Origin of the sequence: Streptococcus timonensis (assembly GCF_900095845.1) — a bacterium.
Classification (GTDB): Bacteria; Bacillota; Bacilli; order Lactobacillales; family Streptococcaceae; genus Streptococcus; species Streptococcus timonensis.
Map to the genome: position 1 here is coordinate 104,477 of NZ_FMIX01000004.1, position 14,256 is coordinate 118,732.

Annotated in this window: 18 protein-coding genes; 15 read left to right on the forward strand and 3 right to left on the reverse strand. The window is 39.4% G+C overall.

What is annotated here, in order from left to right; all coding sequences use genetic code 11:
• The first annotated feature begins 95 nt into the window (after positions 1-95).
• The 7 genes from BQ2679_RS03740 (at position 96) to dnaJ (ending at position 7,025) form a co-directional block, all read left to right on the forward strand.
• A complete protein-coding gene (locus tag BQ2679_RS03740) occupies positions 96-416 on the forward strand; it encodes a PadR family transcriptional regulator (protein WP_000423982.1) in 321 nt (106 codons plus the stop codon).
• The gene (locus BQ2679_RS03745) at positions 416-991 is read left to right on the forward strand and encodes a DUF2812 domain-containing protein (RefSeq protein WP_075566313.1); all 576 of its coding nucleotides are present in this window, start codon (positions 416-418) and stop codon (positions 989-991) included. The genes BQ2679_RS03740 and BQ2679_RS03745 overlap by 1 nt, the downstream gene beginning before the upstream one ends.
• Before the next feature lie 21 nt (positions 992-1,012).
• Complete coding sequence (locus BQ2679_RS03750; protein ID WP_075566315.1) at positions 1,013-1,525, forward strand: DUF2812 domain-containing protein; 513 nt, start codon at positions 1,013-1,015, stop codon at positions 1,523-1,525.
• Positions 1,526-1,686: 161 nt separating this feature from the next.
• The gene (gene hrcA / locus BQ2679_RS03755; RefSeq protein WP_045763634.1) at positions 1,687-2,721 is read left to right on the forward strand and encodes a heat-inducible transcriptional repressor HrcA; all 1,035 of its coding nucleotides are present in this window, start codon (positions 1,687-1,689) and stop codon (positions 2,719-2,721) included.
• 26 nt (positions 2,722-2,747) lie between these two features.
• Positions 2,748-3,263, forward strand: coding sequence for a nucleotide exchange factor GrpE (grpE, locus tag BQ2679_RS03760; protein WP_075566317.1), 516 nt, complete (start codon positions 2,748-2,750; stop codon positions 3,261-3,263).
• 250 nt (positions 3,264-3,513) lie between these two features.
• Positions 3,514-5,337, forward strand: coding sequence for a molecular chaperone DnaK (gene dnaK, locus BQ2679_RS03765; RefSeq protein WP_075566318.1), 1,824 nt, complete (start codon positions 3,514-3,516; stop codon positions 5,335-5,337).
• A gap of 551 nt (positions 5,338-5,888) precedes the next feature.
• Positions 5,889-7,025, forward strand: a complete 1,137-nt coding sequence (gene dnaJ / locus BQ2679_RS03770) for a molecular chaperone DnaJ (RefSeq protein WP_075566320.1) — start codon at positions 5,889-5,891, stop codon at positions 7,023-7,025.
• A 64-nt stretch (positions 7,026-7,089) separates the two neighbouring features.
• On the opposite strand, the gene BQ2679_RS03775 is transcribed toward dnaJ, so the two are convergent.
• The 3 genes from BQ2679_RS03775 to BQ2679_RS03785 form a co-directional block, all read right to left on the reverse strand.
• The gene (locus BQ2679_RS03775) at positions 7,090-7,743 is read right to left on the reverse strand and encodes a hypothetical protein (RefSeq protein WP_083237596.1); all 654 of its coding nucleotides are present in this window, start codon (positions 7,741-7,743) and stop codon (positions 7,090-7,092) included.
• Between the two features lie 85 nt (positions 7,744-7,828).
• Positions 7,829-8,113 (reverse strand): hypothetical protein, encoded by a 285-nt coding sequence (locus BQ2679_RS03780; protein WP_075566324.1) that lies wholly within the window; start codon positions 8,111-8,113, stop codon positions 7,829-7,831.
• Between the two features lie 9 nt (positions 8,114-8,122).
• On the reverse strand, positions 8,123-8,533 hold the full coding sequence (locus tag BQ2679_RS03785; protein WP_075566326.1) for an HIT family protein: 411 nt from the start codon (positions 8,531-8,533) through the stop codon (positions 8,123-8,125).
• Between the two features lie 67 nt (positions 8,534-8,600).
• Here BQ2679_RS03785 and BQ2679_RS03790 point away from each other — a divergent pair, with 67 nt between their 5' ends.
• The 8 genes from BQ2679_RS03790 to BQ2679_RS03825 all read left to right on the forward strand — a co-directional run bounded on the left by BQ2679_RS03790 (position 8,601) and on the right by BQ2679_RS03825 (position 14,244).
• Positions 8,601-9,332, forward strand: coding sequence for an ABC transporter ATP-binding protein (locus BQ2679_RS03790; protein ID WP_075566328.1), 732 nt, complete (start codon positions 8,601-8,603; stop codon positions 9,330-9,332).
• Positions 9,329-10,378, forward strand: a complete 1,050-nt coding sequence (locus tag BQ2679_RS03795; RefSeq protein ID WP_075566330.1) for an ABC transporter permease — start codon at positions 9,329-9,331, stop codon at positions 10,376-10,378. Before BQ2679_RS03790 ends, BQ2679_RS03795 begins: the two co-directional genes overlap by 4 nt.
• A gap of 47 nt (positions 10,379-10,425) precedes the next feature.
• Positions 10,426-11,220: a cell cycle regulator CcrZ gene (ccrZ, locus tag BQ2679_RS03800; RefSeq protein ID WP_075566336.1), complete on the forward strand. Its 795-nt coding sequence runs from the start codon at positions 10,426-10,428 to the stop codon at positions 11,218-11,220.
• Positions 11,217-11,852, forward strand: a complete 636-nt coding sequence (gene trmB, locus BQ2679_RS03805; RefSeq protein ID WP_075566338.1) for a tRNA (guanosine(46)-N7)-methyltransferase TrmB — start codon at positions 11,217-11,219, stop codon at positions 11,850-11,852. The genes ccrZ and trmB overlap by 4 nt, the downstream gene beginning before the upstream one ends.
• Positions 11,853-11,971: 119 nt before the next feature.
• Positions 11,972-12,460 (forward strand): ribosome maturation factor RimP, encoded by a 489-nt coding sequence (gene rimP, locus BQ2679_RS03810; protein ID WP_075566345.1) that lies wholly within the window; start codon positions 11,972-11,974, stop codon positions 12,458-12,460.
• 41 nt (positions 12,461-12,501) lie between these two features.
• Positions 12,502-13,638, forward strand: a complete 1,137-nt coding sequence (nusA, locus tag BQ2679_RS03815) for a transcription termination factor NusA (RefSeq protein WP_075566347.1) — start codon at positions 12,502-12,504, stop codon at positions 13,636-13,638.
• A gap of 20 nt (positions 13,639-13,658) precedes the next feature.
• Entirely contained in the window at positions 13,659-13,952 is a 294-nt protein-coding gene (gene rnpM / locus BQ2679_RS03820) for an RNase P modulator RnpM (protein WP_075566349.1), read from the forward strand.
• Entirely contained in the window at positions 13,945-14,244 is a 300-nt protein-coding gene (locus tag BQ2679_RS03825) for a YlxQ-related RNA-binding protein (protein WP_075566351.1), read from the forward strand. Before rnpM ends, BQ2679_RS03825 begins: the two co-directional genes overlap by 8 nt.
• The last annotated feature ends 12 nt before the right edge of the window (positions 14,245-14,256 follow it).

Consider the following 14,256-nt stretch of genomic DNA (forward strand, 5'->3'; position numbering starts at 1 on the left):
GAGGACGATCTTTTTTTCTTGCAATTTATATCGAGATGTGATATATTTTATATAACGAAGTGCGATATATCGGATTAAATAGGAGGTCTGATTAAATGGAATTAACAGATAAGATTAGGCGTGTCTACCTTCCCATGACTGAAACGGGTTTTTATATTCTATTCTGTCTGCAAAAGGAGAATCATGGCTATGGTATTACTCAAAAGGTTAAAGAGATGACAGATTCGCAAGTGTCAATTAGTCCTGGAACTATGTATGGGACCCTATCGAAGATGGAAAAGGATGGTTTGGTTTCCTTTGTCCGAGAAGAGGAGAAACGTAAAATCTATCAGATAACAGACTTGGGCCGAAAAGTTTTAGAGATTGAGTTGAAACGTATTGAACGGCTCTATAGAAACAGTCGGGAGGAGCTTTGATGGAAAAGAAAGTTGTTTATAGAATTGCTACCATTGCGGATTATGATAGAGAGGCTCTCTATCTCGGAAAAATGCATGTTCAGGGCTGGAAACTTAAGGAAGTAAATTATTCTAACTTAGTAGTTGCGGTTAAGTATACTTTTGAAAAGTGCCAACCGGAGCAGGTGGTTTATCAGTTGGACTTTTATCCTATGAAAAAGTCAGAGAGAGCTCCCTATTTACAACTATTTAAAGATTGTGGGTGGGAACATATTACAGACTTTAATGGTTTTTCCTACTTTAGAAAGCTTTATTCTGGAGTTGAATCGGATGCCGAGTTTGAAATTTATAATGACGCGGCCGGGAAGTTAGCAATGGTCAAGAAGATTTTAACAATGCGAATGCTTCCTATTTTGCTTCTCTTTTCAGCACTACTACCGGTTTTCTCAAAGTTTGTCAGTGGAGGTAGTTCTTTCAGTTGGGGAATGTTTTTGATTGTTATCACAGACTGTACTTTATTGATAGTTTTCACGATTCAGATTTCTTATATTTTTTGGAGATTGTTTCAAAAGTGGAGAGAATTATCTGATAAATAAAACCATTTTGGAGGTTAGACAATGAAAAGCAAAGTACAATTTCGAATGTTTACCATTTTTGATTTGGATAAGGTAGAATATTATTTGCATGAGATGCATTTGAAAGGTTGGAAATTTAAATCGAATCGTTTTGGCTTTTTCTATTTTGAACAATGCCGACCAGATGATGTAATTTACCGTGTGTGGAATACTAGCTACCTTAGAAAAAATGAGGTAGATTTACAAAGTATTAAGGATAGAGGATGGGAATTTGTGGAAAATTGTTCTTATACTGTTTTTAGAAAAACAACTTGTGATGTAGATTCAAATGATCAATCTTTCATGGACAATCGTCTTCAATGGGCCGATGTGAAATCTAGACTTCGTACATCTATAGTTTCTATCTCTGGCGGTCTAGTTATTTGTATGAGCTTGTTTCGCGAAAGTCTCTCTCAATCTTTCTTCCTTATTTTTGCCCTTTATGCCCTCATGATTTCTTATCTAATTTATAGTTTTTATAGACTTAAAAAGAAATATCTTGAGAATGTAAGATGATTTTCTAGGTCCTCAGACTGATTTTTAGCACTCTCGGTAAAAGAGTGCTAATTTTTTGAGTTTTTGTCTTGACATTCTTTTCTAAGGGTGTATAATAGAATCATAAGTTAGCACTTGGAGGTCACGAGTGCTAAAAAGATCTATCAGAGAGGAGTGACGAGATGGTTACGGAACGTCAGCAGAATATTTTAAATCTGATTATTGACATCTTTACCAAAACGCACGAACCTGTTGGATCCAAAGCCTTGCAAGAGTCTATCAACTCAAGTAGTGCTACCATTCGAAATGATATGGCAGCTCTAGAAAAGCAAGGTTTACTTGAAAAGGCACATACTTCCAGTGGTCGTATGCCGAGTGTGGCAGGTTTTCAATACTATGTCAAACACTCCCTATCCTTTGACCGTTTAGCCGAGAATCAAGTTTATGAGATAGTAAAAGCCTTTGATCAAGAATTCTTCAAGCTAGAGGATATTCTTCAAGAGGCAACGAAAATTTTGTCAGACTTGAGTGGTTGTACGGTTGTAGCGCTGGATGTAGAACCAAGTAGGCAGAAGCTAACAGCTTTTGATATTGTTGTCCTCGGGCAACATACAGCTCTTGCTGTTTTTACGCTTGATGAGTCTAGAACAGTTACCAGTCAGTTTTTGATTCCGAGAAATTTCTTGCAGGAGGATTTAAATCGCCTCAAGACCATGATTCAAGAACGTTTCCTGGATCAGACTGTTTTGGATATTCACTACAAGATTCGGACAGAGATTCCGCAAATTATCCAACGTTACTTCACAACAACGGATAATGTTATGGATCTTATTGAGCATATCTTCAAAGAAATGTTCAATGAAAATATCGTGGTTTCTGGCAAAGTCAATCTTTTGAATTTCGCTAATTTAGCGGCCTATCAATTCTTTGATCAGCCACAAAAGGTAGCTTTGGAAATTCGAGAGAATCTGATTGGCGACCAGATGCAAAGTGTCCGAGTTGCGGATAGCCAAGAATCTTGTCTTGCTGACTTAGCAGTGATTAGCAGTAAGTTCCTGATTCCCTATCGTGGGTTTGGAATCCTTGCGATTATTGGTCCAGTTAATCTGGATTATCAACAATTGGTCAATCAACTTAATGTTGTCAATCGAGTTCTAACCATGAAGTTGACTGATTTTTACCGCTATCTCAGTAGCAATCACTATGAAGTGAATTAAGATTGAAATCATTAAAGGAGGCGAAAATGGCCCAAGATATAAAAAATGAAGAAGTAAAAGAAGAGGAAGTTGTTGAACCAGTAGAAGAAACAACTCCTGAGAAGTCGGAATTGGACTTGGCTAATGAACGTGCTGAGGAGTTTGAAAACAAATATCTTCGTGCCCACGCAGAAATGCAAAACATTCAGCGTCGTGCCAATGAAGAGCGTCAACTCTTGCAACGCTATCGTAGCCAAGATTTGGCAAAAGCAATCTTACCATCGCTTGATAATATTGAACGCGCCCTTGCAGTTGAAGGTTTGACAGATGATGTCAAAAAAGGCTTGGAAATGGTCCAAGAAAGCTTGATTCACGCTCTGAAAGAAGAAGGAATCGAGGAAATCGCAGCTGATGGAGAGTTTGACCATAACTACCATATGGCTATTCAAACAGTTCCAGCTGATGATGAGCATCCAGCAGACACCATCGCACAAGTCTTCCAAAAAGGCTACAAACTACATGACCGTATCCTACGCCCAGCCATGGTGGTTGTATATAACTAGGCTAGAGAACTTAAAAACCTTGTCCGAAACGACACTAAACTATGAAGAAAGATAAAAAATTATTCAGCTTTGCAATAGTGAGCGAAGCGAACCAAAGGCGATACTCTTTGCCGTGGCGCTATTTGCGCAAACTTTGAGACCTTAGGCTCAAAGTTTAGTCAAAGAGATTGACGAAGTCAAGCTCTGGCGGCGTCGCCACTTAAGAAGAGTATCAAAAAGAAAAAAAGATAAAATTTAAGGAGAAAAACACATGTCTAAAATTATCGGTATTGACTTAGGTACAACAAACTCAGCAGTTGCAGTTCTTGAAGGAACTGAATCAAAAATCATCGCAAACCCAGAAGGAAACCGCACAACTCCATCTGTAGTTTCATTCAAAAACGGAGAGATCATCGTTGGTGATGCTGCAAAACGTCAAGCAGTTACAAACCCAGATACAGTCATCTCTATCAAATCTAAGATGGGTACTTCTGAAAAAATTTCCGCTAATGGTAAAGAATACACACCACAAGAAATCTCAGCTATGATTCTTCAATACTTGAAAGGTTACGCTGAAGAATACCTAGGTGAAAAAGTAACCAAGGCTGTTATCACAGTTCCAGCTTACTTTAACGATGCTCAACGTCAAGCAACTAAAGACGCTGGTAAAATCGCTGGTCTTGAAGTAGAACGTATCGTCAACGAACCAACTGCAGCAGCTCTTGCTTACGGTTTGGATAAGACTGACAAAGAAGAAAAAATCTTGGTATTCGACCTTGGTGGTGGTACATTTGACGTATCTATCCTTGAACTCGGTGATGGTGTCTTCGATGTATTGGCAACTGCAGGGGACAACAAACTTGGTGGTGACGACTTTGACCAAAAAATCATCGACTACTTAGTAGCTGAATTCAAGAAAGAAAATGGAATCGACTTGTCAACAGACAAGATGGCTCTTCAACGTTTGAAAGATGCCGCTGAAAAAGCTAAGAAAGACCTTTCTGGTGTAACTTCAACACAAATCAGCTTGCCATTCATCACTGCTGGTGAAGCTGGGCCTCTTCACTTGGAAATGACTTTGACTCGTGCTAAATTCGATGATTTGACTCGCGACCTTGTGGAACGTACAAAAGTTCCAGTTCGCCAAGCTCTTTCAGATGCAGGTTTGAGCTTGTCAGAAATCGACGAAGTTATCCTTGTCGGTGGTTCAACTCGTATCCCTGCCGTTGTAGAAGCTGTTAAAGCTGAAACTGGTAAAGAACCAAACAAATCAGTAAATCCTGACGAAGTTGTTGCTATGGGTGCTGCTATCCAAGGTGGTGTTATCACTGGTGATGTCAAAGACGTTGTCCTTCTTGACGTAACACCATTGTCACTTGGTATCGAAACAATGGGTGGTGTCTTTACAAAACTCATCGACCGTAACACAACAATCCCAACATCTAAATCACAAGTCTTCTCAACAGCAGCAGACAACCAACCAGCCGTTGATATCCACGTTCTTCAAGGTGAACGCCCAATGGCAGCAGATAACAAGACTCTTGGACGCTTCCAATTGACAGATATCCCAGCTGCACCTCGTGGTATCCCACAAATCGAAGTAACATTCGACATCGATAAGAACGGTATCGTATCTGTTAAGGCCAAAGATCTTGGAACTCAAAAAGAACAAACAATTGTTATTCAATCTAACTCAGGTTTGACAGACGAAGAAATCGATCGCATGATGAAAGATGCAGAAGCCAACGCTGAAGCAGATAAGAAACGTAAAGAAGAAGTAGACCTTCGTAACGAAGTAGACCAAGCTATCTTTGCGACTGAAAAGACAATCAAAGAAACTGAAGGCAAAGGCTTCGATGCAGAACGTGATGCTGCACAAGCTGCCCTTGATGATCTTAAGAAAGCTCAAGAAGACAACAACTTGGACGAAATGAAAGCAAAACTTGAAGCATTGAACGAAAAAGCACAAGGACTTGCTGTGAAACTTTACGAACAAGCCGCAGCAGCCCAACAAGCTCAAGCAGGAGCAGAAGGCGCACAAGCAACAGGAAACGCAGGCGATGACGTCGTAGACGGAGAGTTTACTGAAAAGTAAAACAATCCACTGGATTGTTTTAGCGGAACCTCATGAAATAAAGAAAGGTTCCGAGATTTTAGGATTCCTTTAATCCGAAACTCAATTCAGCCTTACTCGTTAAGAATGTCAAATCACTAAAGGAATTGTCATTCTACGGTGCTTTGCTTAAATGTTAATAATGATAAGAAGAAATCCAGAGGTTGCAACCCAGCCTCTGTTTTTCGGTAAAAAGGGAATAAACCTGATTGATGTTGGGTTTGTTTCACAATATCAATAGAAAGGAACAAAGAGTGTTCGAGAAATTGAACTCGAGCTCTTAAGTTTCTTACTCAATACAAAAGAAAGGAATTGAACCCGACCTAAATGGTGGTTTGATTCGCAACATCAATAGAAAGGAACAAAGAGTGTTTGGGAAATTGTAGCCGAACTCTGAAGTTTCTTACTCAATACAAAAGAAAGGAATTGAACCCGACCTAAATTCTCGGAAAAAAGATAAATCTGTCTAGGAGCATCGCTCCAGCGTCAGATTTCCTATTTTTCAGTCGAATTTTACGGTCTTGGTATCTTAAATGAACAATACTGAATTTTATGACCGTTTGGGCGTTTCAAAAAATGCATCACAAGATGAAATCAAGAAAGCCTATCGGAAATTATCTAAAAAATATCACCCAGATATCAACAAAGAGCCTGGTGCTGAGGACAAGTACAAGGAAGTTCAAGAAGCCTATGAGACTTTAAGTGACGAACAAAAGCGGGCAGCTTATGACCAATACGGTGCGGCTGGAGCCAACGGTGGCTTTGGTGGTGCAGGCGGTTTCGGTGGCTTCGATGGTGCAGGCGGTTTTGGTGGATTTGAAGATATCTTCTCAAGTTTTTTCGGCGGAGGCGGTCCTTCTCGCAATCCAAACGCTCCTCGTCAAGGTGATGACCTCCAGTATCGCGTTAATTTGACTTTTGAAGAAGCCATCTTTGGTACTGAAAAAGAAGTCAAATACAATCGTGAATCAAGCTGTCGTACTTGTAACGGATCAGGTGCTAAGCCTGGAACAAGTCCAGTTACTTGTGGACGCTGTCACGGTTCTGGTGTTATCAACGTCGATACTCAAACACCGCTTGGTATGATGCGTCGCCAAGTAACCTGTGATGTCTGTCATGGTCGCGGAAAAGAAATCAAAGATCCATGTACAACTTGTCATGGAACAGGTCATGAAAAACAAGCCCACAGTGTCCATGTGAAAATTCCAGCAGGTGTCGAAACTGGTCAACAAATTCGTCTAGCTGGTCAAGGGGAGGCAGGCTTTAACGGTGGTCCTTATGGAGACTTGTATGTAGTAGTTTCTGTAGAAGCAAGCGATAAATTTGAACGTGAAGGAACAACTATTTTCTACAAGTTAAATCTCAATATTGTCCAAGCAGCCCTTGGAGATACAGTAGATATTCCAACAGTTCATGGGGATGTTGAGTTAGTCATCCCAGAAGGAACGCAGACTGGTAAAAAATTCCGCTTACGTGGCAAGGGAGCTCCTAGTCTTCGTGGTGGTGTTGTCGGTGACCAGTATGTGACTGTCAATGTTGTGACTCCAACAGGTTTGAACGACCGTCAAAAAGCAGCCTTGAAAGAATTCGCAGCTGCAGGTGACTTGAAAGTCAATCCAAAGAAAAAAGGTTTCTTTGACCATATAAAAGATGCCTTTGAAGGAGAATAAAGCAAAAAGAGCCAATCGGCTCTTTTTGTGTTGTTGTCGGAGGAATCATTCCCTAAATAATCTGCTATTCAGACCGTTGAGTGAGCAAGCCAGCTGCATCCATCTCCTGGATCAGTTGGTTGATTTCTGCTTCTTTACCAGGTTTCACGGTGACAGTGTCAATATGCTTAATCGCCGAATTATCCTGAATATCTACCAAGGTCAACGCTTTTTCATAGAATGCGATACCCTTTTTTAGGCTCTCCTGATCCTTCCAATATAGAATTGAGTAATTAGGATTTGGTTTCTTTCCGATTTCTTGTAAATAATTCCTACTTTCTTTCTCTAAAAATTGCAATAAACCGTGATTGAACAAGTTATCCCCTACTTTATAGTAAGAAATATCTCCTGTCTGTAGGACATAGACTTTGAGTCGGTTTTTAGTGAGGTTTGGACTTTCTTTAAGGACGGGGTGACTATTGATAACCTCGTCTGAGAAAGTCACATAAAAATCTAAGCCTCCTCCCTCATATTGATAACTTCCATTTGATTCTACTTTCTCAGGAGGCATGTCAAGGGAGATAAAGATTTGTTTTAAGGCTTCATTTCCTTCTCGGATGTCACTTGGTGAGGCCTTGAAAAGATTGGACAGTATTAGAAATGCTAGGGCGACAAGAAGACAGAGGCCACCAGAAATAATCAGGACCACACGAGTCAGAACTTTTAAGATCTGTTTCATTTTCATTCCCTCTCTTTTCTGTTAGGAATTGATAACCCAAAATGGATTTAAGAGGATATAAGGAAACTAGGAGACTTTCTTTGCCTTATTGATTTTCTTCCTGCATTTCTTTTAGTACAGTGAGTCTTGTTTGGATATCTTTTTCCAAGACTTTAAACTTGTAGGTCAAATCCTTTTGGTATTCCTTGATTTGTTCTTTTTGTTGGTTAATGACTTCAAGACTATTTTGGATAATATCTAGATCGTCTTTGATGGATTCGATTCGTGAACTAGTATCGCTAACTTCTTCGGTAATGGTTTCACGGTTCTTTGTAAGAAGGTAGCTGCCTAGAGCAGAACCGGCAAAAAGTAGTAAATTAGATAGTTTCATAGCAACTCCTTAAGCGTTTTTGATTGTTTCAGCGACTTGGGCAAGTTTGTCAAAGTCAGGTTCATGACTGATAAAGTCAAGTTTGAGGTCGTCGTCTGCCCCATAACGTGGCACTAGGTGCACATGGGTATGAAAGACCGTTTGACCAGCGACTTCTTCACAGTTAGAAATAATGTTCATACCGGATGCTTTGGTAGCAGCCATAATTTTTTTTGCTACGACTGGAGCTTGAGCGAAGAGGCAACTAGCACTATTTGGGTCCATTTCTAGGAGATTACGGTAGTGCTCTTTCGGAACAAGTAAGGTATGTCCGGGCGTTACTTGGGATATATCAAGAAAAGCAAGAACTTGATCATCTTCATAAACCTTAGATGCAGGGATTTCTCCAGCAATGATTTTACAAAAAATGCAATCTGACATAAAAAGCACCTCTACTGACTTAAATTTTGATATAATATAGCTACATTATACCAAATTCGGAGAAAATATGTTAGAAATAAAAAACCTGACAGGAGGCTATGTTCACGTCCCTGTCTTAAAGAATGTATCTTTTACAGTTGAAAGTGGGAAATTGGTTGGTTTGATTGGACTAAATGGTGCTGGTAAATCAACTACAATTAACGAAATTATTGGACTTTTGACACCTTATAGTGGGGAAATCAATATCGATGGCTTGACCTTACGAACTAATCCTCGTGAATACCGTCAGCAGATTGGTTATATCCCTGAAACTCCTAGTTTATATGAGGAATTGACTCTTAGAGAGCATATTGAGACGGTTGCTATGGCCTATGGTATCGAGCAAGAACAAGCTTTTGAACGAGTAGAACCTCTTTTGAAGATGTTTCGTTTGGATCAGAAATTAGATTGGTTCCCAGTTCATTTTTCTAAGGGAATGAAACAGAAGGTCATGATTATCTGTGCCTTTGTTGTAGATCCTAGTCTTTTTATAGTAGACGAGCCATTCCTAGGTCTAGATCCTTTGGCAATTTCGGATTTAATTCAGCTTTTAGACGAGGAAAAGAAAAAGGGGAAATCGATTCTCATGAGTACCCATGTTCTTGATTCTGCAGAAAAAATGTGTGACTCTTTTGTAATTTTACATAAGGGACAAGTAAGAGCTAAAGGAGATCTTCCTCAACTACGCCAAGCTTTTGATATGCCAGAAGCAAGTCTCAATGATATCTATTTGGCCTTAACCAAAGAGGAGGAACTATGAAAGACTTGTTTCTAAAGCGAAAGCAAATTTTTCGCAAGGAATGTATAGGCTACCTTAGATATGTGCTCAATGATCATTTTGTTTTATTTTTACTGGTCTTATTAGGTTTTCTAGCTTTTCAGTACAATCAACTTCTCCAAAATTTTCCTGAGAATCACCTGCCAATTGTTTTTTTACTGGTGATTATTTCTGGTCTCATACTAGTATGGGGAGGAATTGCAACCTATCTAGAAGCACCTGATAAACTATTTCTCATCGTTGCTGAAGAAGAAGTGAAAGAACACATCAAAAAGCAAAGCTTGAGATCATTTGTTTTTTGGCTCAGTGTACAGAGCTTTCTTTTAATCTTATTAGCGCCATTATTCTTAGCGATGGGGGTTGGTTTACCAATTTTTGCACTCTATCTATTGATGATGGGGGCAGGGAAATACTGGCTTTTTCAAAGAAAAGCAAATTCTTTTTTTAGGGAAAATGGACTAGACTGGGATTTACTGATTCTTCAAGAAAACAAAAGAAAGCAATTTCTTCTTAGATTCTTTGCACTATTTACACAAGTTAAAGGAATTTCAAACAGTGTTAAACGTCGAGCTTATTTAGACTTTCTATTAAAAACTCTTGCTAAAGTCCCTGGAAAAATTTGGCAAAATCTCTATCTACGCTCTTATCTTCGTAATGGTGATCTATTTGCTCTAAGCATCCGCCTTCTACTTTTATCTATCTTGGCTTTAATTTTTATAGATCAGTCTTGGGTTGCTATTGCAATAGTTACCTTGTTTAACTATCTTTTAATTTTCCAACTTCTTGCCCTTTACCATGCTTTTGATTATCAATATCTTACGCAGTTATTTCCATTAGAAAAGGGCGAAAAAGAAAAAGGATTAAAAGCAATTGTTTCAGCTATAGGAGTCGTTGTCTTATTGTTGGAAAGTTTGGTTGGAATTATCGTCATAGATGACAAGATGGGCCTTCTTGCTCTAGTTGGAATCAGTTTAGCCTTCAAGTATTTTTATATACCTTACCAACTTGGTAGATTGGTTGACGAATAGGTTAAAAACTAGTAGAATAGTAAGGAAATATGATACGGAGGGAAGAAATGGATTTGGGTGATATGGAGCTAACGCTGACCCCTATATCTGGGAAAAGTGGTAAGGCTTATATGGGAAGTTATCCCGACGGGAAGCGTATTTTTGTAAAAATGAATACATCTCCAATCCTATCTGGTTTAGCTAGAGAACAAATTGCTCCGCAGTTACTTTGGAGTCGTCGTTTATCAGATGGTCGTGATATGTGTGCTCAGGAGTGGTTGACAGGAAAAATCCTGACTCCAAGTGATATGAATCGTAAGCAAATTATTGATATTTTGACGCGTCTGCACCGTTCTCGTCCCTTAATGACACAGTTGACTCGTTTAGGTTATAAATTAGAAACACCTCTTGATTTAATTCAATCTTGGATTGAAAAAGCCCCAACTGCTCTGAAAAATAATCAGTATCTACAATTGGTACTAAAGGATATGCGAGAAAATCTTCCGTCTTTCAGAGAAGATTATGCGACAATTGTCCACGGGGATGTGCGTCATAGTAATTGGATCGAAACAGATAGTGGCTTAATTTATCTAGTCGATTGGGATTCGGTTCGTCTAACTGATCGCATGCTTGATGTTGCGCATATGCTTTGTCATTATATCCCAGAGCATCAATGGGTAGAGTGGTTAACCAACTACGGTTATAAAAATAATCAAACGGTCATGAATAAATTGATTTGGTATGCTCAGTTATCGTTTTTAAACCAGATTACCAAATATTATGAAAACCTAGACTTAGATAATGTTAATCGGGAAATTTATGCCCTGCGTATTTTCCGAGACAAGTATGGAAAGAAAAAATGAGAGTAAGAAATCGTAAAGGAGCAACGGAGTTACTAGAGGCTAATCCTCAGTATGTTGTTCTAAATCCTGTGGAAGCCAAAGGGAAATGGAGAGAATTGTTTGGAAATAATCATCCCATTCATGTTGAAGTTGGTAGTGGGAAGGGTGCCTTTGTTTCAGGTATGGCTAAACAAAACCCAGATATTAACTATATCGGGATTGATATTCAGAAGTCTGTATTAAGCTATGCTTTGGATAAGGTGCTAGAAGTTGGAGTTCCTAACATTAAACTCTTATGGGTAGATGGATCAGATTTGACCAATTATTTTGAAGATGGTGAGATCGACCGCTTGTATTTGAATTTCTCGGATCCATGGCCTAAAAAACGTCATGAGAAGCGTCGTTTGACCTACAAGACCTTCTTGGACACCTTCAAGCGAATCCTACCTGAACATGGTGAAATTCATTTCAAGACAGATAATCGTGGCTTGTTTGAATATAGCTTAGTGAGCTTTTCACAATATGGCATGAAGCTCAAAGGGGTTTGGTTGGATTTGCATGCCAGTGACTTTGAAGGAAATGTCATGACTGAGTATGAACAAAAGTTCTCAAGCAAAGGTCAAGTCATCTACCGAGTTGAAGCAGAATTTTAAGAAAAAGCTTAAAATCAAGTAGTTTGAGTGCTTATTCTTTACATTAGTACAAAAAAGTGCTATACTTAACAGTAGGAATATAAGAAAGAGAGGCGGGGAGATATCTTCGCCTCTTGCTTATGAGGAGGTGTTGTCCTATCGCAACAATTGTTGAATTAGTAACAAAAATTATTGAACCGGCCATTCAAGCTCCATTTGAATTGGTGGATGTTGAATATGAAAAGGTTGTAGGAGATTATGTTCTAAGTATCTTTGTTGATAAACCAGGCGGTATTACTTTGAACGATACGGCAGATTTGACAGAAGTGATTAGTCCTCTGTTGGATCAGATTCAACCAGATCCATTCCCAGAACAGTACTTCCTAGAAGTGACTAGCCCTGGCTTGGAGCGTCCTTTGAAAACCAAGGAAGCTATAGCTGGAGCAGTTGGGAAATACATTCACGTTGGTCTTTATAAGGCCATCGACAAGCAGAAAGTCTTTGAGGGAACCTTGTTGGCCTTTGAAGACGATGAGTTGACTGTGGAATATATGGACAAGACACGCAAGAAAACAGTCCAAATTCCATACAGTTTGGTATCAAAAGCACGTTTAGCAGTAAAACTATAGAAAAGAAAGGAAGCTTTTGAGGATTCAAAAGTGAATAGAAGATGAGTAAAGAAATGCTAGAGGCCTTCCGAATTTTGGAAGAAGACAAGGGAATCAAGAAGGAAGATATCATTGACGCAGTAGTAGAGTCACTTCGTTCCGCTTATCGCAGACGCTATGGTCAATCAGACAGCGTAGCTATCGACTTCAACGAAAAAACAGGTGACTTTACAGTTTACACTGTCCGTGAAGTTGTTGATGAAGTATTTGATAGTCGTTTGGAAATCAGCTTGAAAGATGCTCTTGCCATTAATTCAGCCTATGAGCTTGGTGACAAAATCAAGTTTGAAGAGGCACCAGGAGAGTTTGGTCGTGTAGCAGCCCAATCTGCTAAACAAACGATCATGGAAAAAATGCGTAAGCAAACACGTACAATTACCTACAATACTTACAAAGAGCATGAACAAGAAATCATGTCAGGTACAGTAGAACGTTTTGACAACCGCTTCATTTATGTTAACCTTGGCAGCATTGAAGCCCAACTGTCTAAACAAGACCAAATTCCTGGAGAAGTTTTTGCTTCTCATGATCGTATTGAAGTCTATGTCTATAAAGTTGAAGACAATCCTCGTGGAGTAAACGTCTTTGTTAGCCGTAGTCATCCAGAGATGATCAAACGTTTGATGGAACAAGAGATTCCAGAAGTTTACGATGGAACCGTTGAAATCATGAGCGTAGCCCGTGAAGCAGGTGACCGTACTAAAGTTGCTGTTCGCAGTCACAATCCAAACGTGGATGCTATCGGAACAATCGTTGGACGTGGTGGAGCGAACATCAAGAAAATCACTAGCAAATTCCACCCGGCTCGCTACGATGCTAAGAGCGATCGTATGGTGCCAATAGAAGAAAATATCGATGTCATCGAGTGGGTAGCAGATCCAGCTGAGTTTATTTACAATGCTATTGCTCCTGCTGAAGTTGACCAAGTTATCTTTGATGAAAATGACAGCAAACGTGCCTTAGTCGTTGTTCCAGATAACAAACTATCTCTTGCTATTGGTCGCCGTGGACAAAACGTTCGTTTGGCAGCTCATTTGACAGGATACCGCATTGATATCAAGTCAGCTAGCGAGTTTGAAGCGATGGAAGAAGCTGGTCAAGTTGATTACGCAACAACAGAAGAGTATATTGAAGAATAAGATTGCTAGAGGAGGGAAAGATGAAAACAAAGAAAATCCCTTTGCGCAAGTCTGTTGTTTCTAACGAAGTGATTGATAAGCGAGATTTACTCCGTATTGTCAAGAACAAAGAAGGGCAGGTCTTTATTGACCCGACAGGCAAGGCTAATGGTCGTGGCGCTTATATCAAGCTAGACAATGCAGAAGCCTTAGAGGCAAAAAAGAAAAAAGTCTTTAACCGTAGTTTTAGTATGGAAGTCGATGAAAGCTTTTATGATGAATTAGTCGCTTATGTCGATCACAAAGTTAAAAGAAGAGAGTTAGGACTTGAATAAGCAAAAAGTAAGCAATCTCTTGGGATTGGCTCAGCGAGCAGGGAAAATTATCTCGGGTGAAGAAATGGTTGTCAAGGCCGTTCAAGACCAGAAAGTAAAATTGGTTTTTTTAGCCCATGATGCTGGCCCAAATCTAACCAAGAAGATTCAGGATAAAAGTCATTATTATCAAGTAGAAGTTATTACCGTGTTTTCAACACTGGAATTAAGCATAGCAGTCGGAAAATCGAGAAAGGTTTTGGCTGTAACAGATGCTGGATTTACAAAGAAAATGAGGTCTCTTATGGAATAGAAGAGGAGGACA

Bases quoted from the DNA above. Each gene is read 5' to 3' on its own strand.
- rnpM (WP_075566349.1), top strand. From the start codon at position 13,659: ATGAAAACAAAGAAAATCCCTTTGCGCAAGTCTGTTGTTTCTAACGAA.
- dnaK (WP_075566318.1), top strand. From the start codon at position 3,514: ATGTCTAAAATTATCGGTATTGACTTAGGTACAACAAACTCAGCAGTT.
- BQ2679_RS03795 (WP_075566330.1), top strand. From the start codon at position 9,329: ATGAAAGACTTGTTTCTAAAGCGAAAGCAAATTTTTCGCAAGGAATGT.
- ccrZ (WP_075566336.1), top strand. From the start codon at position 10,426: ATGGATTTGGGTGATATGGAGCTAACGCTGACCCCTATATCTGGGAAA.
- grpE (WP_075566317.1), top strand. From the start codon at position 2,748: ATGGCCCAAGATATAAAAAATGAAGAAGTAAAAGAAGAGGAAGTTGTT.
- trmB (WP_075566338.1), top strand. From the start codon at position 11,217: ATGAGAGTAAGAAATCGTAAAGGAGCAACGGAGTTACTAGAGGCTAAT.
- nusA (WP_075566347.1), top strand. From the start codon at position 12,502: ATGAGTAAAGAAATGCTAGAGGCCTTCCGAATTTTGGAAGAAGACAAG.
- hrcA (WP_045763634.1), top strand. From the start codon at position 1,687: ATGGTTACGGAACGTCAGCAGAATATTTTAAATCTGATTATTGACATC.
- rimP (WP_075566345.1), top strand. From the start codon at position 11,972: ATGAGGAGGTGTTGTCCTATCGCAACAATTGTTGAATTAGTAACAAAA.
- BQ2679_RS03745 (WP_075566313.1), top strand. From the start codon at position 416: ATGGAAAAGAAAGTTGTTTATAGAATTGCTACCATTGCGGATTATGAT.
- BQ2679_RS03775 (WP_083237596.1), bottom strand. From the start codon at position 7,743: ATGAAACAGATCTTAAAAGTTCTGACTCGTGTGGTCCTGATTATTTCT.
- BQ2679_RS03750 (WP_075566315.1), top strand. From the start codon at position 1,013: ATGAAAAGCAAAGTACAATTTCGAATGTTTACCATTTTTGATTTGGAT.
- BQ2679_RS03790 (WP_075566328.1), top strand. From the start codon at position 8,601: ATGTTAGAAATAAAAAACCTGACAGGAGGCTATGTTCACGTCCCTGTC.
- BQ2679_RS03780 (WP_075566324.1), bottom strand. From the start codon at position 8,113: ATGAAACTATCTAATTTACTACTTTTTGCCGGTTCTGCTCTAGGCAGC.
- dnaJ (WP_075566320.1), top strand. From the start codon at position 5,889: ATGAACAATACTGAATTTTATGACCGTTTGGGCGTTTCAAAAAATGCA.
- BQ2679_RS03785 (WP_075566326.1), bottom strand. From the start codon at position 8,533: ATGTCAGATTGCATTTTTTGTAAAATCATTGCTGGAGAAATCCCTGCA.
- BQ2679_RS03740 (WP_000423982.1), top strand. From the start codon at position 96: ATGGAATTAACAGATAAGATTAGGCGTGTCTACCTTCCCATGACTGAA.